Origin of the sequence: Mycobacterium sp., assembly GCF_965229265.1 — a bacterium.
Lineage (GTDB): Bacteria > Actinomycetota > Actinomycetes > Mycobacteriales > Mycobacteriaceae > Mycobacterium.
In genome coordinates this window covers 935,386-957,163 of the sequence record NZ_CBDDIY010000013.1, presented here as the reverse complement: position 1 = coordinate 957,163, position 21,778 = coordinate 935,386, and the positions used below count along the sequence as shown (strand labels likewise).

General features: G+C 68.3%; 23 protein-coding genes and 1 riboswitch. Of the genes, 13 read left to right on the top strand and 10 right to left on the bottom strand.

Features of this window, described 5'->3' with window-relative positions; all coding sequences use genetic code 11:
* Positions 1–13: 13 nt before the first annotated feature.
* The 6 genes from ADBZ9K_RS26505 to napA all read right to left on the bottom strand — a co-directional run bounded on the left by ADBZ9K_RS26505 (position 14) and on the right by napA (position 3,778).
* Positions 14–652 (bottom strand): LON peptidase substrate-binding domain-containing protein, encoded by a 639-nt coding sequence (locus ADBZ9K_RS26505; protein WP_526625265.1) that lies wholly within the window; start codon positions 650–652, stop codon positions 14–16.
* The gene (locus tag ADBZ9K_RS26500; RefSeq protein WP_526625264.1) at positions 653–988 is read right to left on the bottom strand and encodes a hypothetical protein; all 336 of its coding nucleotides are present in this window, start codon (positions 986–988) and stop codon (positions 653–655) included.
* A 76-nt stretch (positions 989–1,064) separates the two neighbouring features.
* The gene (locus ADBZ9K_RS26495; RefSeq protein WP_526625650.1) at positions 1,065–2,222 is read right to left on the bottom strand and encodes a glutamate--cysteine ligase; all 1,158 of its coding nucleotides are present in this window, start codon (positions 2,220–2,222) and stop codon (positions 1,065–1,067) included.
* On the bottom strand, positions 2,203–2,925 hold the full coding sequence (gene sodC, locus ADBZ9K_RS26490) for a superoxide dismutase[Cu-Zn] (RefSeq protein ID WP_526625262.1): 723 nt from the start codon (positions 2,923–2,925) through the stop codon (positions 2,203–2,205). Before sodC ends, ADBZ9K_RS26495 begins: the two co-directional genes overlap by 20 nt.
* Positions 2,926–2,935: 10 nt before the next feature.
* Positions 2,936–3,397, bottom strand: a complete 462-nt coding sequence (locus ADBZ9K_RS26485) for a LytR C-terminal domain-containing protein (RefSeq protein ID WP_526625261.1) — start codon at positions 3,395–3,397, stop codon at positions 2,936–2,938.
* A gap of 72 nt (positions 3,398–3,469) precedes the next feature.
* A complete protein-coding gene (napA, locus tag ADBZ9K_RS26480; protein WP_099246410.1) occupies positions 3,470–3,778 on the bottom strand; it encodes a nucleoid-associated protein NapA in 309 nt (102 codons plus the stop codon).
* A gap of 126 nt (positions 3,779–3,904) precedes the next feature.
* Between napA and ADBZ9K_RS26475 the strand changes: the two genes are divergently transcribed.
* Genes ADBZ9K_RS26475 through ADBZ9K_RS26465 form a run of 3 tightly spaced genes read left to right on the top strand, consistent with a single transcriptional unit; the run spans position 3,905 to position 6,239 of the window.
* The gene (locus ADBZ9K_RS26475) at positions 3,905–4,498 is read left to right on the top strand and encodes a peptide deformylase (protein ID WP_526625260.1); all 594 of its coding nucleotides are present in this window, start codon (positions 3,905–3,907) and stop codon (positions 4,496–4,498) included.
* A 4-nt stretch (positions 4,499–4,502) separates the two neighbouring features.
* Positions 4,503–5,408 carry an N-acetylglutamate synthase, CG3035 family gene (locus ADBZ9K_RS26470; protein WP_526625259.1) on the top strand — a complete coding sequence of 302 codons (906 nt, stop codon included), beginning with the start codon at positions 4,503–4,505 and terminating at the stop codon, positions 5,406–5,408.
* Positions 5,409–5,426: 18 nt separating this feature from the next.
* Positions 5,427–6,239, top strand: a complete 813-nt coding sequence (locus ADBZ9K_RS26465; RefSeq protein WP_526625649.1) for an exodeoxyribonuclease III — start codon at positions 5,427–5,429, stop codon at positions 6,237–6,239.
* Positions 6,240–6,242: 3 nt separating this feature from the next.
* On the opposite strand, the gene ADBZ9K_RS26460 is transcribed toward ADBZ9K_RS26465, so the two are convergent.
* A complete protein-coding gene (locus tag ADBZ9K_RS26460; RefSeq protein ID WP_526625258.1) occupies positions 6,243–7,259 on the bottom strand; it encodes an NADP-dependent oxidoreductase in 1,017 nt (338 codons plus the stop codon).
* 277 nt (positions 7,260–7,536) lie between these two features.
* On the opposite strand from ADBZ9K_RS26460, the gene ADBZ9K_RS26455 reads away from it, so the two are divergent.
* The 4 genes from ADBZ9K_RS26455 to ADBZ9K_RS26440 all read left to right on the top strand — a co-directional run bounded on the left by ADBZ9K_RS26455 (position 7,537) and on the right by ADBZ9K_RS26440 (position 10,694).
* Positions 7,537–8,982 carry a hypothetical protein gene (locus ADBZ9K_RS26455; protein WP_526625257.1) on the top strand — a complete coding sequence of 482 codons (1,446 nt, stop codon included), beginning with the start codon at positions 7,537–7,539 and terminating at the stop codon, positions 8,980–8,982.
* Positions 8,975–9,832 (top strand): DUF6159 family protein, encoded by an 858-nt coding sequence (locus ADBZ9K_RS26450; RefSeq protein WP_526625255.1) that lies wholly within the window; start codon positions 8,975–8,977, stop codon positions 9,830–9,832. Before ADBZ9K_RS26455 ends, ADBZ9K_RS26450 begins: the two co-directional genes overlap by 8 nt.
* A 76-nt stretch (positions 9,833–9,908) precedes the next feature.
* On the top strand, positions 9,909–10,193 hold the full coding sequence (locus ADBZ9K_RS26445; protein WP_526625254.1) for a hypothetical protein: 285 nt from the start codon (positions 9,909–9,911) through the stop codon (positions 10,191–10,193).
* A 123-nt stretch (positions 10,194–10,316) separates the two neighbouring features.
* Positions 10,317–10,694 (top strand): hypothetical protein, encoded by a 378-nt coding sequence (locus ADBZ9K_RS26440; protein WP_526625252.1) that lies wholly within the window; start codon positions 10,317–10,319, stop codon positions 10,692–10,694.
* On the opposite strand, the gene ADBZ9K_RS26435 is transcribed toward ADBZ9K_RS26440, so the two are convergent.
* Positions 10,654–12,357, bottom strand: coding sequence for an MFS transporter (locus ADBZ9K_RS26435; protein WP_526625648.1), 1,704 nt, complete (start codon positions 12,355–12,357; stop codon positions 10,654–10,656). The genes ADBZ9K_RS26440 and ADBZ9K_RS26435 overlap by 41 nt on opposite strands.
* A gap of 233 nt (positions 12,358–12,590) precedes the next feature.
* Positions 12,591–13,445 (bottom strand): hypothetical protein, encoded by an 855-nt coding sequence (locus ADBZ9K_RS26430; protein ID WP_526625251.1) that lies wholly within the window; start codon positions 13,443–13,445, stop codon positions 12,591–12,593.
* 152 nt (positions 13,446–13,597) lie between these two features.
* Positions 13,598–13,708: riboswitch (TPP riboswitch) on the top strand.
* Here ADBZ9K_RS26430 and thiC point away from each other — a divergent pair.
* The 6 genes from thiC (at position 13,698) to ADBZ9K_RS26400 (ending at position 20,077) form a co-directional block, all read left to right on the top strand.
* Positions 13,698–15,275: a phosphomethylpyrimidine synthase ThiC gene (gene thiC, locus ADBZ9K_RS26425; protein WP_526625250.1), complete on the top strand. Its 1,578-nt coding sequence runs from the start codon at positions 13,698–13,700 to the stop codon at positions 15,273–15,275. Its footprint overlaps the riboswitch before it by 11 nt.
* 2 nt (positions 15,276–15,277) lie before the next feature.
* Complete coding sequence (thiD, locus tag ADBZ9K_RS26420) at positions 15,278–16,114, top strand: bifunctional hydroxymethylpyrimidine kinase/phosphomethylpyrimidine kinase (RefSeq protein WP_526625647.1); 837 nt, start codon at positions 15,278–15,280, stop codon at positions 16,112–16,114.
* Complete coding sequence (locus ADBZ9K_RS26415; protein ID WP_526625248.1) at positions 16,111–16,728, top strand: alpha/beta hydrolase family protein; 618 nt, start codon at positions 16,111–16,113, stop codon at positions 16,726–16,728. Before thiD ends, ADBZ9K_RS26415 begins: the two co-directional genes overlap by 4 nt.
* A 174-nt stretch (positions 16,729–16,902) precedes the next feature.
* Positions 16,903–18,387 carry a flavin-containing monooxygenase gene (locus ADBZ9K_RS26410; protein WP_526625246.1) on the top strand — a complete coding sequence of 495 codons (1,485 nt, stop codon included), beginning with the start codon at positions 16,903–16,905 and terminating at the stop codon, positions 18,385–18,387.
* Between the two features lie 16 nt (positions 18,388–18,403).
* Complete coding sequence (locus tag ADBZ9K_RS26405) at positions 18,404–18,664, top strand: DoxX-related protein (protein ID WP_526625244.1); 261 nt, start codon at positions 18,404–18,406, stop codon at positions 18,662–18,664.
* Positions 18,665–18,853: 189 nt separating this feature from the next.
* Positions 18,854–20,077 carry an amino acid permease gene (locus tag ADBZ9K_RS26400; protein WP_526625242.1) on the top strand — a complete coding sequence of 408 codons (1,224 nt, stop codon included), beginning with the start codon at positions 18,854–18,856 and terminating at the stop codon, positions 20,075–20,077.
* On the opposite strand, the gene sulP is transcribed toward ADBZ9K_RS26400, so the two are convergent.
* Positions 20,053–21,732: a sulfate permease gene (gene sulP, locus ADBZ9K_RS26395; RefSeq protein ID WP_526625241.1), complete on the bottom strand. Its 1,680-nt coding sequence runs from the start codon at positions 21,730–21,732 to the stop codon at positions 20,053–20,055. The two genes, ADBZ9K_RS26400 and sulP, sit on opposite strands and share 25 nt — an antisense overlap.
* Positions 21,733–21,778: the final 46 nt, after the last annotated feature.

Below are 21,778 nucleotides of genomic sequence, written 5' to 3'. Positions count from 1 at the left end.
CGCGGGAAGGCCGCTATTCCTCGGACGCGATCTGGAATTCGACCAGGGCCGTGACGGTTTCGATGGCGTCGGTGAGCACGTCGACCCGCTCGGCCAAGGTGGGTGCGGCCAGCATCGCGTAGCGGTCGGCCTGTCCCATCGGGATCCGCGAGGCCAGCGCGTAGATGTGCCGCGCCGGGTCGTCGGCGACCTCGGGCTCGACCGCGAGGGCATCCGGGCGCAGCTGCGCCCCCCGCGAGCTGACGATGCGGCCCAGCAGCGCCAGGATCCGGTCGATGACGTCGCCGATCTGTTCGTCGGTCACCGGCGGGCCGGGCTCGTCGGGCCAGGGCTGTATCGCGGCCCGGGGGTACGGGTCGTCGGGCAGCCATTCCTGCACCCTGATACGTTCTCCGACAAGGGCTTTCAGCTGATACTGCCCCTCGCCTCCGTCGACGCACTCGACGATGCGGGCCAGCGCGCCGACGTCGCCTCGGACGTCCCCGCCGCCGACCTCTCGGCCCCGGGTGATCAGCACCACCCCGAACGAGGGATCGGTCATCGCCAGGCAGTCCGCCACCAGCTCGGAGTAGCGCGGTTCGAAGATCCGCAGCGGGAGCAGCTCACCGGGCAGCAGCGCCGATTGCAGCGGGAACATCGGCTGGGCAGACATCTAGCGGATGCCCTGTCCGATCACCACGTCGCGTACCGGTGCGCTCGGGGAGACGAAGCTGCACAACGCGCCGGCCACGCCGGCCCACAGTTGGGGATTGCTGGCCACGACCTTGTTGCCGGCATCGCCGATGGCTTTGATCACCTCACGGCGGGTGGCGGTGTCCATCGTGAGGTATTCGCGGCAGGTCGTGGTGAGCAGGTCGGCGGGCACCATGCCCTTGCCCGCCTCGCCGGGGGTCGCCACCGGCGTGCCGGGGATCGCCTTGGCGCAGCCGCCGCCGGCCACCACCACCACGGCCGCCAGCGCGGCCAGTCCCAGTCGACGAATCCTCATGGGTTGCCTCCCTCCGTGGCGCCACCGCTCCTCGGGCACGTCCGCCCGCGTCGTCGTGACGCCTCCAATCCTCGGGCTAGATGTCCAACTCCCCGACCAGCGAGTCGACCACCGCACACAGGTCGCCGCCGGTGTCCTGCGCCACTTGGTGCTGGCGCTGATAAGACGCGCCGCGCCGCGGAATGTCGGCCACCGCGGCCAGTTCGTCGGCGCAGTGCAGGGATTCGGCCACCGGCTGCAACCGGGTCAGCAGGTCGTCGAGGTCCTCGGTCACCAACCGCTCGTTGCTGTCGGCGTCCAGGATGATGATCGCGTCCAGGCCGTAGCGCGCCGCGCGCCACTTGTTCTCCTGCACATGCCACGGCGGCATCACCGGCAGCTGCTCGCCGGCGTCGAGCCTGCGGTCCAGGTCGACGATCAGGCAGTGCGTCAGGGCCACCAGCGCCGAAAGCTCACGCAGGTTGGACACCCCGTCGAAGATGCGTACTTCGACCGTCCCGAGATGCGGCGACGGCCGGATGTCCCAGCGGATTTCATTGATGTGATCGATGATGCCCGTTGTCTTCTGGTCGTGCACGAACCGCTCGAACTGCCGCCAGGTCTCGAACTGGAACGGCAGCCCCGCGGTGGGGAGCTGCTGGAACATCATCGCCCGGTTGCTGGCGTACCCGGTGTCGTCCCCGGCCCAGAACGGGGAGGACGCGGACAGCGCCAGCAGGTGCGGGTAGTGGTTGAGCAGCGAGGAGATGATCGGCATCACCTTGTGCGCCGACGAGACGCCGACGTGCACGTGTACACCCCAGATCAGCATCTGCCGGCCCCACCACTGGGTTCGCTTGATCAGCTCGGCGTAGCGGGGGGCGTCGGTCAGCTTCTGCGCCGACCATTGCGCGAACGGATGGGTGCCCGCGCAGAACAACTCCATCCCACGCTCGTGGACGATGTCTCGGGTGCTGCGCAGGGTGGAGCGAAGGTCGGCCATCGCCTGGTCGACCGTGTCGCAGACACCGGTCACGATCTCGACGGTGTTGCGCAGCAATTCCTTGTGCACGTGCGGGTTTTCGCCGAGGTGGGCGATGATTGCGGCGGCCTCGTTGCTCAGATCCCGGGTGGTGGCGTCGATGAGGGCGAACTCCCACTCGACACCGAGGGTGGGCCGGGGCGAGCCGGCGAAGTCGATGCGACCGGCGGCTGGGCGTTTGCCTGGCGCTGGACTAGCCGGTGCCGATGACACCGCACGCCACCCGCTTGCCGGCGTCACCGGTGGCCATCGTGGTTTCGTCCGGGCCGGGCGCACCCCCGTTGGTCTGCTGGTAGCGCTCCGGCGGGATGTTGGCGAAGTTGTCGGAGTCGGCGTGGATCATGATCGCCGTACCGGCGCCACCCAGCAGATCCTGCTTGCTGAACGCGTCGGTGGTGGTCACCAGCAGCGCCGTTCCGTCTTCGCGCACCTGCAGCGAAGTCAGGTCGCCGCTGGCGGGATGGCCGGAGTGACCGGCCACCTGGAGGTGGCCGCCGGCGGACAAGAAGTCACCGGGCGCGCCGCCCGCGGGCGCCACTGAGTTGGCCTCGCATTTGCCCACCGAGTGGATGTGCAGGCCGTGGAAGCCGGGGGTCAGCTTGCCGGTCGCTGTGGTCTGCACCGTGACCGTGGCGAAGCCGTCCTGGAACTCGAAGGTCGCCGCGGCGACCTGGGTGCCATCCGGCGCCTTGATCTGCGCGGTCAGCGTGTCCGCCGACTCGGCGGCGGGGGCCTGGGGTGCACCGTGTGATTCCTCGCCGGACTCCGACGGCGCCGGCGAGCCGGTCCAGATCGCCGGTGTGGTGCCGGGTTGGGTGGCGGTCGGCTCGTTGGGGCTGCACGCGGTGAGCAGGGCAACGGGAGCGACGAACAGGACGGCGGCGGCAGTTCTCAGGTGGCTGACGGGCTTGACCATGTGCCGAAGCCTATCCCGTCACCAGCACGATGACGCCGGGTGGCTGCTCGGCGATTTCGGGAATCCTCGGCGCTACCGGGGCGTCGAGCACCTTGGCCACGGCCTCGGCGGCGGCCTGTTCCCCCTCGGTGGTGCCGAAGTACACCGTCGTCGCCGCAACGCCTGCCAGCTCGAGGTTGCCGGTCTCGGTGACGTTCCAGCCGGCCTCGCGGAGCCGGTCACCGGTACGCCCGGCGGCACCCTCGTCCCCACCGACGTTGAAGACCCGCACATCGGCCTTGGGCGCCGGGGCTGCCGACGTCTTGGTGGTCGTGGTGGTGACGGTCTGCGCCGTGGAGGAATCGTCGCTGCTGTCGTTGCCCGAGCCCATGGCCTGGAATCCGACCAGCAGAAAGATGACACCGAGGAACAGCAGCACCATCACCATGGCCCGCAGGGGCAGCCCGGAGGAATCTGGGACGCGGTCGTTCATCGGGCCCACTGTAACCGCGGCTGGTTGCTCTTCGCGTAAGCGCTCATCAGCAGGACCGCCAACCGAGAAAAATCAGGGGACCTCGAAGCCCAGCCGCCGCGCCGCGCGCGCCTTCTGCCGGCTGGCTCGCAGCCGACGTAACCGCTTGACCAGCATCGGGTCGGCGGCAAGCGCCTCGGGGCGGTCGACAAGGGCATTGAGGACCTGGTAATAGCGAGTGGCCGACATGGAGAAGAGCTCCTTGATGGCCTCTTCCTTGGCGCCGGCGTACTTCCACCACTGCCGCTCGAAGGCGAGGATGTCGTATTCGCGGCGGGTCAATCCATCGGGGAGGTCAGCGTCGTCATTGGACCGCTCGGCCCGTGCCATGGCGCCGTCCATTTCGATCTGTGTGCCCCTTCGAAGATCCAAAAATGACATCCCTGTACTCGGCGCTCATTCAACCACGTCGGAGTCGGTTGGGACGGCAGCCGAGCCCGCGCGTCGGCTGACTTAAGCTTGCCGATCATGGCAGTCAGACCAATTGTGATTCTGGGTGATCCCGTTCTGCACAACCCGACGAGCCCCGTGCCGGTGGGAACCGACGGTTCGCTGCCCGCGGATCTGGCCGATCTGATCAAAGACATGTACGACACGATGGACGCCGCCAACGGAGTCGGGCTGGCGGCCAACCAGATCGGCGTGGGGCTGCGCCTGTTCGTCTACGACTGCGCCGACGAGCGCGGCAAGACGACGCGGCACCGCGGTGTGGTGATCAACCCGGTTCTGGAGACCTCGGAAATCCCCGAGACGATGCCCGACCCGGACAACGACGACGAAGGCTGCCTGTCGGTGCCGGGCGAGTCGTTCCCCTGCGGCCGGGCCAAGTGGGCCCGGGTCACCGGCCTGGACGCCGACGGCAACCCGGTCACCCTGGAGGGACACGACCTGTTCGCCCGGATGCTGCAGCACGAGACCGGTCACCTCGACGGGTTCCTCTACGTCGACAAGCTCATCGGCCGGCACGCGCGGGCCGCGAAGAAGGCCGCCAAGAAGAACGGCTGGGGTGTGCCCGGCCTGTCATGGATGCCGGGCGAGGTGCCCGACCCGTTCGGTCACTGACCCGATGGACCGTATGCCGCCCGTCGGCGCCCGGGTGAGCATCCGCTACCGCCTGCCCGACGGCAGCGCGCCCCCGATGACCGACGTGATCGGACACGTCCAGGCCGCCGAACACCTGGTCGTGCTGCGGACCAAATCCGGGCAACACGTCGAGATCGCGCCGGCGGACATCGTGGCGGTGCGCGAACTCAGCGACGTCCCGGTGCGGGCCGCCGAAATCCGGGCGCTGGAGCACGCCGCCGCGCTGGCCTGGCCGGGTACCGAGCAGGGCTGGCATGACGGCTGGCTGCTGCGCGCCGGCGGCGGCTACACCAGCCGCGCCAACTCTGCTGTCCCCCTGGACTTCTCGGCCACCGTCGCCGGTCTCGACGGGGTTGTCGACTGGTACAAGCGACGCGGGTTACCGCCGTGGCTGGCCCTGCCGGAGCGGCTGCTGCCGGTAAGGGCCGACGGCGTCAAGCACACCCGGGTGATGGTCATCGACCTGCCCGCCGTCGAGCCGGGCCCGGCGGTGACGCTGCGCGATCGGCCCGACGCGGCGTGGCTGACCTCGTACCGGCGTGAGGTGCCGGTGGAGGTGCTGACGGCCGTCGTGGACGGCGTCGTGGTGTTCGCCTCGATGGGCGACGCCGCGGTCGGCCGCGGCGCGGTGACCACCGCCCCGGACGGCACGCGCTGGCTGGGAATCTCGGCGGTGCACGTCGCCCCCGAACAGCGCAGGCGCGGCCACGCCCGGCTGCTGTGCCAGGCCCTGCTCGGCTGGGGCGCGCTGCACGGCGCGACCCGTTCCTACGTGCAGGTGCTGACCGCCAATACCGGCGCGGTCGCGCTGTACCACGGGCTCGGGTTCCGCCTCCACCACCACCACCGCTACGTGGATGCCCTGTCATTGGTCGCACGTAGGGTGTAGCCCATGTCCGACGACGTATTGCGCCTGGCCACCTGGAACGTGAATTCGATTCGCGCCCGGGTGGACCGGGTCGTCGACTGGCTGCGGCGCGGGGATGTCGACGTGCTGGCCATGCAGGAGACCAAGTGCTCCGACGACCAGTTCCCGACCATGCCGTTCCTGGAGGCCGGCTACGAGGTGGTGCACTGCGGATTCAGCCAGTGGAACGGGGTGGCGATCGCCTCCCGGGTCGGGCTCGACGACGTCGAGGTCGGGTTTCCGGGCCAGCCGTCGTGGAGCAAGGACGGGGTCGACGCCAAGGCGGAGGCCCGTGCGCTGGCCGCCACCTGCGCAGGGGTCCGGGTGTGGAGCCTGTACGTACCCAACGGTCGCACGCTGGCCGACCCGCACTACCAGTACAAGCTGGAATGGCTTGCCGCCCTTCACGGTACCGCCGAGTCGTGGCTGCAGGAAGATCCGCAGGCGCCGATCGCCCTGGTCGGCGACTGGAACATCGCACCCACCGACGAGGACGTCTGGGACATCGCGGCGTTCGACGGCGCCACCCACGTCTCGGAGCCCGAACGCAAGGCGTTCAACGCAATTGAGACGCGGTACGCCGACGTGGTGCGACCGTTCACTCCCGGACCCGGGGTGTACACCTACTGGGACTACACCCAGCTGGCGTTCCAGAAACGTCGCGGCATGCGGATCGACTTCATCCTCGGCTCACCGGGGCTGGCCGAGCGGGTCACCCACGCCGAGATCGTCAAGGACGAACGCCGTCCGGGTAAGAAGGGCGATCCCGCGCCCAGCGACCACGCCCCGGTGGTCGTGGATCTGCGCCGCTGAACCTCAGGTCGTCGGTTCGCTGACCTTCACCAGCATCTTGCCGATGTTGGCCCCGGTGAACAGCCCGTTGAGGGCATCAACGCATGATTCGAGGCCCTCGAAGACGGTCTGGCGGTGCACCAGCTTGCCCTCGGCCTCCCAGCGGCGCAGGTCGGCGAAGGCCTCGTCGAAGCGTCCCCACATGTCCAGCGCATTGAATCCCTGCATCGAGGCGGACTTGGCCAGCAGGTTCACATAGTTGGCCGGGCCGGGGTGGTCGCCGCTGAGGTAACTCGAGATGACGCCGCAGAGCACCACTCGCGCTTTGGGGGCCAGCCGCCCGAGTACCGCGTTGAGGATCGGGCCGCCGACATTGTCGAAGTAGACGTCGACGCCCTTGGGGCAGTGCTTCTTGAGCGCCGCGGCCACGTCGTCGTTCTTGTAGTCGATGCAGGCGTCGAACCCGAAGTCCTCCACCACCGCCCGGCACTTCTGCGGCCCGCCGGCGATTCCCACCACCCGCGCGCCGGCGATCTTGGCGATCTGCCCGGCCACCGACCCGGTGGCCCCCGCGGCCGCCGATACCACCACCGTCTGCCCGGCCTGGGGCCGGCCGATGTCGGTCATCCCGAAGTAGGCGGTGGCGCCGGTCGGGCCATACACACTCATGATCGCCAGCTGATCGGTCTCGCCGGGGATGGGCGTGCTGAACACGTCGTCGCGAATCACCGCATAATCCTGGAAACCCGTCAGGGTGGTGACGATGTCGCCGATTTTGAATGCGTCGCAACGGGATTCGACGACCTCGCCAATACCGGCCGCGCGGATCACCTCGCCGAGCTGCACCGGTGGCAGGTAGCTGGGCTGGTCGTCGAGCCAGGTCCGCGCTGCGGCGTCCAGGCCGACGTAGGTGGTGCGCAACAGCGCTTCCCCCTCGGCAAGCTCTGGCGCGGCGGTGCTGACCAGCTCGGTGTCGGTGGGTTGCACCAACCCCGCGGGGCGGCGGCGCAGCAGGATCTGGCGGTTCGTCAACGCGGGCACGGTCAGTGAAACTACCGCGGGCGATGCTGCATTCGGAGGCTGTTTGCCAGACTCACCATCCCTGCACCGGCTCCTGCCGCGGTAGCAAACCTCCGGACGCGCCCCGCGGGTTGTCCCGATTCCCGTGCCGCAGCCGTCCGGTCTCTCACTCGAGAGAGGTTTTGGGGTGTGGCGTGAACAACACAGTGCTAAAGCAGCAAATCTTCCATATTTGCCTGCCAGGTGATTTGATTCTGAGTCAGGGCCGTCGAGGTCTGTCACTCCGGGGAGGTAATCAGTGCGCACCGAACACACAACAAAGTGGCGCAGACCGGTCGGTTTCGCCGCCGCAGTCACGGTGTCACTGGCGTCATTGTTCGCTGGCGTTCCGGTCAGCGCAGCCGATCCCTACGACGACGACGGGGGCGGCAGTAGCTACGACGGCGGCGGCGACAGCGGCGGCGGGGGGATGGACGAGCCCGCCGGCGGCGGCATGCAAGAACCCGCCGGCGGCGGAATGGAAGAGCCCGGCGGGGGCGGAATGGAAGAACCCGGCGGGGGCATGCAAGAGCCCGCCGGCGGCGGAATGGAAGAGCCCGGCGGCGTTCAGGAACCCGGCGGGGGCATGCAAGAACCCGCCGGGGGCATGCAGGAACCCGGCGGCGGGGGCATGGAAGAACCCGGCGGGGGCATGCAGGAACCCGGCGGCGGGGGCATGCAAGAACCCGGCGGCGCCCAGGAACCCGGCGGCGGGGGCATGCAAGAACCCGGCGGCGCCCAGGAACCCGGCGGGGGCATGCAAGAACCCGGCGGCGGGGGCATGCAGCAATCCCCCGAGGAAGCCAGCATGGAGATCCCGACGGCGCTGGACGCGCCCGACGCGGATATCACCACCGCCTCGTCGTCGTCGGCGACGGAGGTCAGTACGTCAAGCTCGTCGCAGGAGATCAGCTCCTACCAGGAGTCACTGACCTCGACAGTGTCGACCTCGACGCTGGGCACGGCCATGACATTGAGCAGCCCTGTCGCGCTGTGGAACTCCGGTTGGCTGTCCTATGACCGGTACTACCGACCGATCTTTACCAACCCCTACCGCGATCCCCTGCAGGTCATCTACGACTATGGCAGCGGGCCGCAGACCTTCATGGTTCCCCCGCTGCAGCGGGCCGTCATCGACGTTCCCCAATCCGGGGTCTACAGCTTCACCGCGGCGACCAAGCCGGCATCAGGACCGCCGACCAACGTCTCGGTGGGTAGCTTCTCCGGGGGTGGCTTCCAGCCGGCTGCCGGGCAGGCCCCGCCCCAGAAGCCGCCCCATCTGAACGCCATCAAGAACGCCCTGGTGCAGGTGAAGTTCGACCGCGGCGCCTCCGAACCCTTCCGCGTCAAGACGCTGACCGACCTGGGCAAGGACCCCGCCGTCAACAACACCACGAAAGTCCTTCTCGACCAGGAGATTCCAGCCTGGGGCGAGTGGTCGAAGACTCCCAAGGGCGAGGCGTTGTTCGTGGTCAACGAGACCCAGCTGATGCCCGGTGTCAGTCCGCCAGCCCAAGATCCGCTGCCGGGCTACAACGTCAAGCTGGCCGCGTCCCAGCAGCCCGACTCCTGGATCGGCCGGCACAGTACGACGCTGGTCGTGGTCGCGGTCGGGGCGGCCGTGCTGGCGTTGGTCGCTGTCGGGCTCATCGTGGTCACCAGGCGTCGGCGCCCGGCGAACTATAACGAGGAGCACCATGTTTGAGTCCTTGCGACGCGGTTGGCAGATGGCCAAGGCGAGCTGGGGTGTACTCAGAGAACACCCGAAACTCGCCGTGTTTCCGGTGTTCTCCGGCATCGCACTGATCGGTGTGACCGCCATCCTGGTCATCCCGACCGGCCTGGGTGCCCTGGCCGGCTTCGGCATGGAGCTGTCGGACACCACGATGCAAACCTTGGGCTACGCCGCCTTGTTCGTGTGGTATTTCCTGTGCACCTTCGTCATCGTCTTCTGCAATGCCGCTCTCGTCGGGTGCACCATGCAAAGCTTCGCCGGGCAGTCGCCGACCATCGGTTCAGGGTTCGCCGCCGCGGGCAAGCGGATGCCACAGATCCTCGGTTGGTCGCTGGTCGCAGCCACCATCGGGGTAATCCTGCGGGTACTCAACACCTTCCTCACCGACAAGCTCGGCTTCATCGGGGAACTGGTCGGCAGCATCGCGGCAGGGCTGTGGGGCGTCGCGACGTACTTCGCGATTCCGGTGGTCGTCGCCGAAGGCGTGGGACCGGTGCGGGCGGTCAAACGGTCGTCGTCGATCCTGCGCCGGACCTGGGGCGAATCATTGGGCGGTTCAGCCGGACTCGGCCTCATCACGTTCCTGTTCTTGCTGCCGCTTGTCGCCCTCGTCCCGCTGGCCGCCGCCCCCGGTCTGGCCGGAGGGCCGCTACCGGTGATCGTGGTCTCGATCGCCGTCCTCTACGTGTTGGCGGTCACCGTCGTGTTCACCGCACTCGGCGCGATCTTCCGCACCGCGGTGTACACCTACGCCACCACGGGAAGCGCGCCTGAGCGCATCGAACCCGCCTTGCTGCAGTCGACGTTCCGGGCCAAATAGGCGTCCCAGTGGACGGCAGGTAAACACTGGGTAATTCGAGTGGCGGCCGCCGGCGCGCGGACGGACCATGGTCGGGGTGGGGTCTTTTGTATCGGTCTATGTCGATTGGTCGGCCACCGTCGAGCAGGTGCGTGCCGCCACCGCCGAATTGCCGCTGCCGCCCGGGGTGCTCGGCGTCGAGGTCGTCGCGGCCGGTGACACGCTCGGGTGCCGGATTGCGGTCGATCTGACTGGCGACTTCGACGAACGCCGTGACGGCCCACGGATCGCCCGGGCTTATGCGGCTCGTCTCACCGAGGCGCTCGCCGTGCCGGCATTCGCGCTGCACGATCTCATTCTGGTCGGCCGCTCAGACTGGTGAGGCGGCGTCACCCTGCGTTCGCACGAGATTTCCGCTCGGGCAGCCTTCCCGCCGTGGGCAGGCAAGCCGCGTGTGCTGGGCTGATGTCGCACCGGCCGACCCTTCCACGAAGTGGGTGAGTTGATGAGTTCGACCGTCGACGTCCTGATCCCGAAAAGTACTGCGCACCAGACGATAACGTGTATCGACGCGCTGATCGAGTTCTACCGCCGGCAGCCACCGGCGACGGCGTCCCGGGCGATCGGCGATCTCATCGAGTTCCGTGAGGTCATGTCGCAGAGCATGCGGGCATCCCGCGACCGCACCGCCCGTGTGGCGGCCGCCACGCTGGCGGGAATCTCCGATCGTCTCACCGCGTCCGCCCAGGCCGAGGTGGGCACCGACGAAATGCAGGCGGCGATGTGGCGCACCGCCGGGCGGCTGCACCGGTGGGTTGCCGAGGGCGCCGCGCCACCGGTTGCTAGTCCGCGCGCACCGTCGCGGGCGTCGCGGCAGGGGTGAGGAACTCGGTCGCGTAACGGCCCGGGTTGAACAGCGACGCGATCGCACCGATCACCATCATCGCCGCGGCGGCGCCGAACACCACCACGAGGCCGGCATGGAACGGCTCGGTGATCAGGTGCGGGAAGAACGTCTTGCCGGTCAGCACCTCGGCGTTGACACCCGGCTGGTGCAGGGCGTCGTAGGGAGCCAGCAGTTCGGCGATCGGGTTATAACCCAGGAACGCCGCGAACAGGCTGCCGACCGGGGGGAGGTTGGCGACATCATGGGCCACCGACGGCGAGACCCCCTGCTCGATGAGGCCGCGGCTCATCGCATCGGGCAAGGTGCCGGCCAGGCCGACGATCATCAGCGAGAAGAAGATCCCGATCGACAGCGATGAACCGGCGTTGAAGAACGTCGCGCGCACGCCCGATGCCGCGCCGCGCTGGGCGGCGGGGACGCTGGACATGATCGCGGCCGTGTTGGGCGCGGTGAAGATGCCGCCGCCGAGTCCGTTGAGGAACACCAGCACTGCGAAGATCCAGTAGTTGAAGTTGACCGGGATCATCACCAGTGCCACGAACGTGACGGCCATCAGCACCATGCCGCCCACCGTGAACGGCCGGGCTCCGAACCGGTCGGCGAACGAACCGGCGATCGGGGCGGCGGCGAGGAAGCCGAACGTCATCGGAAGCATGTAGATGCCCGCCCACAGCGGGGTGGATTCGAAGCTGTAGCCGTGCAGCGGCAGCCAGATGCCCTGCAGCCAGATGATCAGCATGAATTGCAGGCCGCCCCGGCCCACCGAGGACATCAGCCCGGCGAGGTTGCCCATCCCGAACGACGTCGACCGGAACAGTCGGATGTCGACCATCGGTTGGGCCACCCGCAACTCGATGAAGCAGAACACCACCAACAACAGCAGTCCACCGACGATCGCACCGATTACCAGCGGGTTGGTCCAGCCGGTCGTGGCGTCTCGGTAGGGCTGGATGCCGTAGGTGATCCCGATCAGCAGGACCGTCAGGCCCACGCCGAAGGTGATGGTGCCGGCCCAGTCCATCCGGCCGGGGTTGCGGACACCGAGTTCCCGCAGCGAACGCACGCTCCAGATGGTGCCGATGATTCCGATCGGTACGCCGACCCAGAAGATCGCCTGCCAGTGGATCTCCGAGAGCACCCCACCGATCAGCAGGCCCAGGAACGAACCGGCGACCGCGGCGACCATGTTGACGCCCAGCGCCATGCCGCGCTGGGTGGCCGGGAACGCGTCGGTGAGGATGGCCGACGACGACGTCATCAGCATGGCGCCGCCGACGCCCTGGATCACCCGCCAGGCGATGAGCCAGATGGCTCCGGCATCGAGATGGAACGGATCGAACGACAGCGCGACAGCCGCCAGGGTGAACACGACGAAGCCGACGTTGTAGATCCGCACCCGACCGTACATGTCCCCGAGCCGGCCGAACGGGACCACCAACACCGCGCTGACCACCAGATATCCCATCAGCATCCACAGCAGGTAGCTGACATTGCCGGGCGCTAGCGGGTTCAGGCCGATGCCGCGGAAGATGGCCGGCAGCGAGATCAGGACGATCGAGGCGTTGATCGTGGCGAGCAACGTGCCCAGCGTGGTGTTGGACAGCACGACCCACTTGTAGTGCGGGTGGTCGTGGTCCATCCGGCGCCGCCGATTGTCTGTTTCGGCCAGGGCAGGGTCAAGCTCGGTCGTCACGGGCGAATCTCGTTTCGTAAGCAATCGTCAAGCGCGTAGCAACGGGCACCGGTCGGCGCAATAACGCATATGTTAGCTATACAAATCACCTTGGGCCAATCCCGCCGATTTTCACCTTTCGCCGCGAAAGACCGAGTGCACCCGTGCAAAACGTGAAATCGACTTCAGGCCCGCTCTGCTCAGGGCTTCCAGCCGCGCAACAGGAGATTTCGCCGCGTACGGTCGACGATCTCGTCGTCGCGGTCCTCCTTGATGACGTGATCGACCGCCCAACCAAGGCTGTCCATGACCGGGCGCAGCCGCACGTCCTTCACATAGGAGCGGCGGTCGGTGCGGTGCACATCGCCGTCGTACTCCGAACCGACCCGGAAGCGCTCCCACCCCAGGTCGAGAATCCGCACCGCCCGCCAGCCGTCGAAAACCGGCACCTGGGTCTCGGGGCGCGGCAGACCCGCATCGATGTACAACAGCCGCAGCCGGGTCTCCTGCGGCGAGGCCGCTCCGCCGTCCACGAGGGGCAGCACATCGGTCAGCCGATTCAGTCCGCGCGCTCCGGGATACCGCTTGGCCAGGAGCAACACATCGTCGACTGAGAACACCTGGTTGCGCATCAAGGCGTCCAACCGCGCGATCGATTCACCTCGCCCCAGATGCCTGCCGAGATCGAATGCCGCTCGGGCACGCACGACAACGGGGATGCCCGCAACGTTGGTCACCTCATCCGGTGCGATCGCCTCCTGCCGGACCACTAGGCCTGGCTGAGGCCGCGCGTGCCGCGGTGATATCAGTTCGACAGTGGTGTGCGCATCGACCCAGTTCGCACCGTAGAGGCCAGCTGCCGCCACACCGGTGACCACGGCCTGGCGGCCCGTCGCCAACCACGCCGCCTTCGCCCGATCCCACAGCGTGACGGCCGAGTCCTTGGGCATGTACACACCTCGGAATAGCGGCTGGTACCAACGGGCCAGTTCACTCCTGGTGAGCCGACGATCCGTCAACGCCTCACGTCCGATGAACACATCCCGCTTGGCCATGGCCGGAGCGTGTCACCGGGCACCGACAACGACGGACCGCTGGGACCGGCGACTTTCACCTTCTGCAGCGAAAGATCGAGTGGACCGCCGCGAAACGTGAAACTCGTGGCTCGGCCGCCCGCTGCTTCGTGGGCTACTGTTAGCCCCGCACCACCAACCCACACGGGAGCGCACCCGACAGTGCGCTGAGAGGACGGCTAAGGGCCGTCGACCGTAGAACCTGTCCGGGTAATGCCGGCGTAGGGAGTGAAGATGACCGATCTTTTTGTCGACCCCACCGTCACCACCGGCCCGATCGCCGGCAGCGCGAAGGCCTACCGCGAACTCGACGGCGGCGCCCGCGTGCCGCTTCGCCGGGTCAGCCTGGCCGGCGGTGAACACCTCGACCTCTACGACACCTCAGGCCCGTACACCGACTCCGCCGCGGTGATCGACCTGCACGCCGGCCTGCCCGCGCGGCCCGGTGTGGTCCGTGGCCGCGGCACCCAGCTGCAGCGGGCCCGCGCCGGGGAGATCACCGCCGAGATGGCGTTCGTCGCCGCCCGCGAGGGGCTGCCCGCCGAGTTGGTCCGCGACGAGGTGGCCCGCGGCCGCGCCGTCATCCCGGCCAATCACCACCATCCGGAGAGCGAGCCGATGATCATCGGCAAGGCCTTCGCGGTGAAAGTCAATGCCAACATCGGCAATTCGGCGGTCACCTCCTCGATCGCCGAGGAGGTCGACAAGATGGTGTGGGCCATCCGGTGGGGTGCCGACACCATCATGGACCTGTCCACCGGCGCCGACATCCATGCCACCCGGGAGTGGATCCTGCGCAACTCGCCCGTCCCGGTCGGCACCGTGCCGATGTATCAGGCGCTGGAGAAGGTCAACGGCGATCCCACCCGGATGAGCTGGGAGATCTACCGCGACACCGTGATCGAACAGTGCGAGCAGGGTGTCGACTACATGACGGTGCACGCCGGGGTGCTGCTGCGCCACATCCCGCTGACCGTCAAACGGGTCACCGGAATCGTCAGCCGCGGTGGGTCCATCATGGCCGCCTGGTGCCTGGCACATCACCGAGAATCCTTCCTGTACACCAACTTCGAAGAGCTCTGCGAGATCCTGGCCCGCTACGACGTCACCTTCTCCCTCGGCGACGGGCTGCGCCCCGGGTCGATCGCCGACGCTAACGACGCGGCACAGTTCGCCGAGTTGGCCACCCTCGGCGAGCTGACCAAGGTCGCGAAAGCCGCTGGTGTGCAAGTGATGATCGAGGGCCCCGGTCACGTGCCGATGCACAAGATCGTCGAGAACGTCCGCCTCGAGGAGCAGTTGTGCGAGGAGGCCCCGTTCTACACCCTGGGTCCGCTGGCCACCGACATCGCGCCCGGCTATGACCACATCACCTCGGCAATCGGCGCGGCGATCATCGCCCAGGCCGGCACGGCGATGCTGTGCTACGTCACCCCCAAAGAGCACCTCGGCCTGCCCAACCGCAAGGACGTCAAAGACGGCGTGATCGCCTACAAGATCGCCGCGCACGCCGCCGACCTGGCCAAGGGCCATCCCCGCGCCCAGGAGCGCGACGACGCGCTGTCGCGGGCCAGGTTCGAGTTCCGCTGGCATGACCAGTTCGCCCTGTCGCTGGACCCGGACACCGCGCGGGAGTTCCACGACGAGACGCTGCCGGCCGAACCGGCCAAGACGGCGCACTTCTGCTCGATGTGCGGGCCGAAGTTCTGCTCCATGCGCATCACGCAGGACATTCGCGAGGCGATGGCCGGCAAATCGGAGGAGTTCGCCGCGCACGGCAACCGGGTCTACATCCCTCTGGAAAACTCGTGAGCGTGAAGTTCCTGCCGCTGACCCCGCCGGGCCAGACCCCGCTGCGAGTCCTGACCATCGCCGGCTCCGACTCCGGCGGCGGTGCGGGTATCCAGGCCGACATGCGCACCTTCGCGCTGCTCGGCATGCATTCGCTGGTCGCCGTCACCGCGGTGACCGTGCAGAACTCCCTGGGCGTCAAGGGTTTTCATGAGATTCCGCCCGCGGTGATCACCGGTCAGATCGAGGCGGTGGTGACCGACATCGGCGTGCAGGCCGCCAAGACCGGCATGCTGGCGTCCTCGCAGATCATCGAGGCGGTCGCGGGCACCTGGCGCGATCTCGGCCTGGCCGGGACCACCCCGTTCGTCGTCGATCCGGTATGTGCGTCCATGCACGGCGATCCGCTGCTGCATCCCTCGGCGCTGGACACCCTGCGCACCGAGCTGTTCCCGCTGGCCAGCCTGGTCACCCCGAACCTCGACGAGGTGCGGCTGCTCGTCGGGATAGAGGTGGTCGATTCCGAATCCCAGCGCGACGCCGCCAAGGCCCTGCACGCGCTCGGTCCGCAGTGGGCGCTGGTGAAGGGCGGACACCTGCGGGGGTCCTCGCACAGTCCCGACCTGCTCTACGACGGCACCGACTTCCATGAGTTCGACGCGCCGCGGGTGGACACCGGCCACGACCACGGCGCCGGCGACACGCTGGGCGCGGCCACCGCGTGCGCACTGGCCCATGGCTATTCGATGCCCGAGGCGGTGGCTTTCGGCAAGGCGTGGGTCACCGAATGCCTGCGCGCGGCCTACCCGCTGGGCGCTGGGCACGGCCCGGTGTCGGCGCTGTTCCGGCTGCAGGCATGAACCTCGACGACATCGCCGGCATCGCCCACGAACCGGCCGGCACCCCGGCGGGCGTGGTGGTGCTCACCCACGGCGCCGGCGGCAGCCGGGAGTCCCCGCTGCTGATCCGGATCTGCGACGAGTGGGCCGCCCGCGGGTGGCTGGCCGTGCGCTACAACCTGCCCTACCGGCGGCGCCGCCCGAAGGGTCCGCCGTCGGGTTCGGCCGCCGGCGACCGCGACGGCATCGTCGAGGCCATCGCGGTGGCCCGCACGCTGGCCGACGGCCCGGTGTTGGCCGGCGGGCACTCCTATGGCGGCCGGCAAACCTCGATGGTCGTTGCCGAGCATCCCGGCCTGGTCGAGGTGCTGACCCTGTTCTCGTATCCGTTGCATCCGCCCGGCAAGCCGGACCGGTTGCGCACCGAGCACTTCGGCGCGATCACCGTCCCGACGGTGTTCACCCACGGCACGGCCGACCCGTTCGGCTCGATCGGCGAGCTGCAGGCGGCGGCCCTGCTCATCGGCGGCCCGGTCGAGATCGTCGAGGTCACCGGGGCGCGTCACGACCTGGGGTCCAAGGCGCTCGACGTGCCCGCTCTCGCCGTCGACGCCGCGCTGGCCGCGCTGGGCTGAGCCGTGCTCATCGACTGTGCGCTAGCGGCGTCGAGCGTGCGGCGTGGGCGGAAATTCGCCGAGCACTTCACCGTGATCGCACACTCGAATCCCTGAACGCACAGTCGTAAGTCCCCGGGACTGGGGTCGACCGGCTCACCTTACCGGCGAGTAAGTGCCGTTAGTCTGGTCCACATGCCATCGACGCATTTCGACGCGATCATCGTCGGCGCCGGCTTCGCCGGAATCGGCGCGGCGATCCAGCTCAAACGCCTGGGACTCGACAACATCGTCCTGCTGGAACGCGAGGACGATCTGGGCGGCACCTGGTATGTCAACCACTACCCCGGGCTGACCGTTGACGTTCCCACCACCACATACTCGTACTTCTTCGAACCCAACCCCAACTGGAGCCGGTTGTTCTCCACTGGGGCCGAGATCAAGCAGTACGCCGACGACGTCGCCGACAAGTACGGCGTGCGGCGTCACATCCGGTTCAGCACGACCGTGGAAAGCGCCCGGTGGGACGACGAGGCCGCCCTGTGGCAGGTCACCCTGGCCGGCGGTGAGACGTTGTCGTCGCGGTACCTGATCACCGCCACGGGCTTCCTGTCCCAGCCGTTCACCCCCGAGATCCCGGGCATCCACAGCTTCGAGGGCAAGGTCATTCACACCGCTGACTGGGATGACGCCTACAACGCGGCCGGGCGCAAGGTCGGGATCATCGGCACCGGCGCCACCGCCGTGCAGCTCATCCCCGAGCTGGCCAAGGACGCCGCCGCGCTCACCGTCTACCAGCGCACCGCGATCTACGTAGTGCCCAAGGTCGACATCCGCTTCTCGGCCCGGGTCAAGCGGCTGTTCGCCCGGGTGCCACTCACCCAGCGTGCCGTCCGCGCGGTCACCGACTCGTTCTACGAGCTTCTGGTCTACGTGGGCGTGCTGCGCCAACGCCACTTCCCGCGGCTGACCATCGCCGCGGCCGACCTGGCCAAGATGTGGCGGTTCGCCACCATCCGCGACAAGGAGCTGCGCCGCAAGCTCACCCCGGATTACGACTTCGGCTGCAAGCGTCCGACCTTCTCCAACAAGTACTACCGCACCTTCACCAAACCGAATGTGCACCTGCAGACCAGCGGCATCGACCACATCGAGGCCGACGGCATCGTGGCCAACGACGGCACCAAGGCCGTGATCGACACCCTGGTGCTGGCAACCGGATTCGATATCTGGGAGGCGAACTTCCCGGCCATCGAGGTGATCGGGCGCGACGGCCGCAACCTCGGGAAGTGGTGGCGGGAAACCCGGTTCCAGGCCTACCAAGGCGTCGCGGTGCCGCAGTTCCCCAACTTCCTGAGCCTGGCGAGCCCGTATGCCTTCCTCGGGTTGAACTTCTTCAACACGATGGAATACCAGATGCGGCACATGGATCGGCTACTCAGCGAGGTAAAGTGCCGTGGCGCAACCACATTCGAGATCACCGAGGAAGCCAACGCCCGCTACCTGGACCGGATGACCGAGCTGCTCGGCGATACCTTGTTCACCCAAGGCAACTGCGCCGCGGCCCGGTCGTACTATTTCAATCCCAGCGGTGAGGCGGCCCTGCTACGCCCGATGACCACGCGCGCCGCGGTGCGCGAGGCATCGACGTATCCGATCTCCGACTACCGCATCAGTTGAACCCGAGAGGATCTCGATGTCTGCAGAGCGTTTGATCAAGCTGACCGGCCTGGCCGTGGCCGCTACCGGGCTGTCGCACTTCGTGCGCCCCGGGCTCTACGAGTCGGTCACCAAGTCGGCGTTCCCGGACAACACGCTGCAGCACACCTACATCGACGGCGGGGTCGAGACGGCGATCGGGCTGGCCCTGGTGGCTCCGAAGACCCGCAAGCTGGCCGTGGCCGGTCTGCTCGTCTACGGCGCCTATTTGGGCGCCAACGTCGCCCGCAACCGCTGACGCCCAAGGTCACAAATCCGACAAGTTTTACGACGACGTCAGAATTTTCGCTTACCCTGATCGGGCACGGCGACGCGTAGTCGTTGGCTTGTGAGGATGCCACGCGAAGGGTCGGGGGACCGTGCCGGACCGGCCTGGGTGCGGGCAACCACACCCACGCCGGTCCGCATTTCACGTTCAGGCCCTAGCATGCCGCGGGTGAGTACCCTGCAGCGTCGCCTCGGCACCTCCGATGCGGTGATCATCGGACTGGGCTCGATGGTCGGGGCCGGCATCTTCGTGGCGCTCGGTCCCGCAGCTGCGGCCGCCGGGTCGTGGCTGTTGGTCGGTCTGGCGGTCGCTGGCGTGGTGGCCTACTGCAACGCGATGTCCTCGGCGTGGCTGGCCGCACGCTACCCGCAATCCGGCGGCACCTACGTCTATGGCCGCGAGCGGCTCGGCGAGTTCTGGGGGTACCTGGCCGGCTGGAGCTTCGTGGTGGGCAAGACCGCCTCGTGCGCGGCGATGGCGTTGACCGTCGGCTTCTACGTGTGGCCGCGCTACGCGCACGCCGTGGCCGTCGCCGCGGTGGTGCTGCTGACCGCGGTGAACTACCGCGGGATCCAGAAATCGGCGCTGCTGACCCGCGTCATCGTCGGCGTCGTGCTGGCGGCGCTGGCCGCGGTGGTGGTGATCCTTGCGACCTCCGGGGAACCGGATCCGGCGCGTCTGGCATTGTCCGGCAGCAGTGTCACCGGGGTGCTGCAGGCGGCCGGGTTGTTGTTCTTTGCCTTCGCCGGTTACGCACGGATCGCCACCCTCGGCGAGGAGGTGCGTGACCCCGCGCGCACCATCCCGCGGGCGATCCCCATCGCCCTGGGAATCGCCCTGCTCATCTACGCCGCGGTGGCCGTCACCGTGCTGAGCGTGTTGGGCGCCGACCGATTGGCCACCGCGGCAGCACCATTGGCCGACGCGGTCCGCGCGGCGGGCGCCGGCGGCTTCGAACCGGTGGTGCGGGGCGGCGCCGCGGTTGCCGCGCTGGGCTCACTGCTGTCGCTCATTCTCGGGGTGTCACGGACGACGCTGGCGATGGCCCGGGACCGCCACCTGCCGGCCGGGCTGGCGGTCGTACATCCGCGGTTCGCGGTGCCGCACCGGGCCGAGGTCGTGGTCGGCGTCGTCGTCGCGGTGCTGGCGGCGATGGCCGATGTCCGTGGGGCGATCGGCTTTTCGTCGTTCGCGGTGCTGGTGTACTACGCGATCGCCAACGCGTCGGCGTGGACGCTGGGGCCGGGCCGCCGGATCGTTCCAGTGCTCGGGCTGATCGGATGCGTGGTTCTGGCGGTCGCGCTGCCACTGCACACGGTGCTCGCCGGCACCGGGGTGTTGGCGATCGGGGCTGCGGTCTACACCGTGCGCCGGCTGCGGTAGGCCTGCACCGCGGTGGGCAGGGTCATGAAGATGTGGTCGTCGCCGATCTTGTCGAGCAACCCCGCCGCCTGCAGCTGATCGCGCAGATCCTGTTTGACCCGGGCCATCGCGAAGACGATGCCGCGCCCGTTGAGGTCTGCCCGCAACTGGTCCAGCGCATCCAGCGCGGTCAGGTCGACGTCGACGTTCGCCTCGGCGTTGAGGACGAACCACCGCACCGGGTCGGGGTTGGCCTCCACGGCCGCCATCGCCCGTGCACGAAAATCCTGGGCGTTGGCGAAGAACAGCGGGGCGTCGTAGCGGTACACCAGCAACCCCGGCTCCAGCCGGGCGTCGGGATAGTCCTCGATATCGTGCATCCCGGCGATCCCGGGCACGAAACCCTGCACGCTGTCGTGGGGCCGCGCCACCCGGCGCAACAGGTCCAGGATCGACAACCCGACCGCGGCGAGCACACCGTAGAGCACGCCGAGAAGCAGCACGGCCACCGTGGTGAGCAGGGCCAGAATCAGCTCGCTGCGCCGGAACCGGGCCAGCCGCCGGAACTCGCCGACATCGATGAGCCGCAGCGCCGCGAAGACCACCAGGGCACCCAGCGCCGCGGTCGGGAACATCGCCAGCACACCATGTCCGCCGACCAGCACCACCAACACAGTGCCGAGGGTGACCAGCGAATACAGCTGGGTGCGCCCGCCCACCAGATCGGCCAGCGCCGTGCGGCTGGCACTGGAGCTGACCGGAAATCCGTGCGCCAGACCGGCTCCCACGTTGCACACGCCCAAGGCCCGCAACTCCGCATTGGCATCGACGTAACCGCGCTGGCGAGCCGCGAACGTCCTGGCCGTCAGGATGGTGTCCGAGAACGCCACGATCGCGATGCCGGCCGAGGCGGCCGACAGGGTCCCCACGTCATGCCAACCGATGGCGGTCAGGCCCAGCGGCGGCAGGCCCGCGGGGACCGCTCCGATCACCCGAATGCCTTTGTCGTCCAACGAGAAGACCGCGACGACGACGGTGGCGAGCAGGACGGCGAGGAACGGCCCCGGCGCGCGGGGCAGCCAGGTGGCCAGCGCGATCAGCACGGCCAGCACGCCGGCGGAGAACACCACCGTGGGTAGTTGCATGTCGCCCACCGACGCCGCCAGGGACCGAACCTGCTCGATGAACTCGTCCCCGCGCACCGGCGCTCCGGTCAGCTTGCCGAGCTGGCTGGTGATCATGATCACCGCGACCCCGCTCATGTACCCGATCAGTACCGGCCGCGACAGCAGGTCGGCGAGGAAGCCCAACCGGATCACCCCGCCGATGAAGCAGAAGATCCCGACCAGCACCGCCAGCGTGGCCGCCAGGACCGCGTAGCGCCCGGCATCCCCGGCCGCCATCGGGGCCAATGCCGTGACCGTCATCAGCGCGGTCGTCGATTCCGGGCCGGCCGAGAGCTGCCGCGACGTGCCGAGTACCGCGTAGACCGCCAGCGGCAGCAACGCACCCCACAGCCCGACGACCGGGGGCAGGCCCGCGATCGTCGCGTAGGCCATGACCTGCGGCACCAGGTAGGCCGCCACGGTCAGCCCGGCCAGCACGTCACCGCGCAGCCAGGACCGCCGGTAGCCGAGGAACTGGGTAAGCCCGGGCGCGGCGGCAGACCAGTTCATCGGTCTAGCATGCGCGCCGGCGCGTGATGCGGTTGAGTTTCCAACC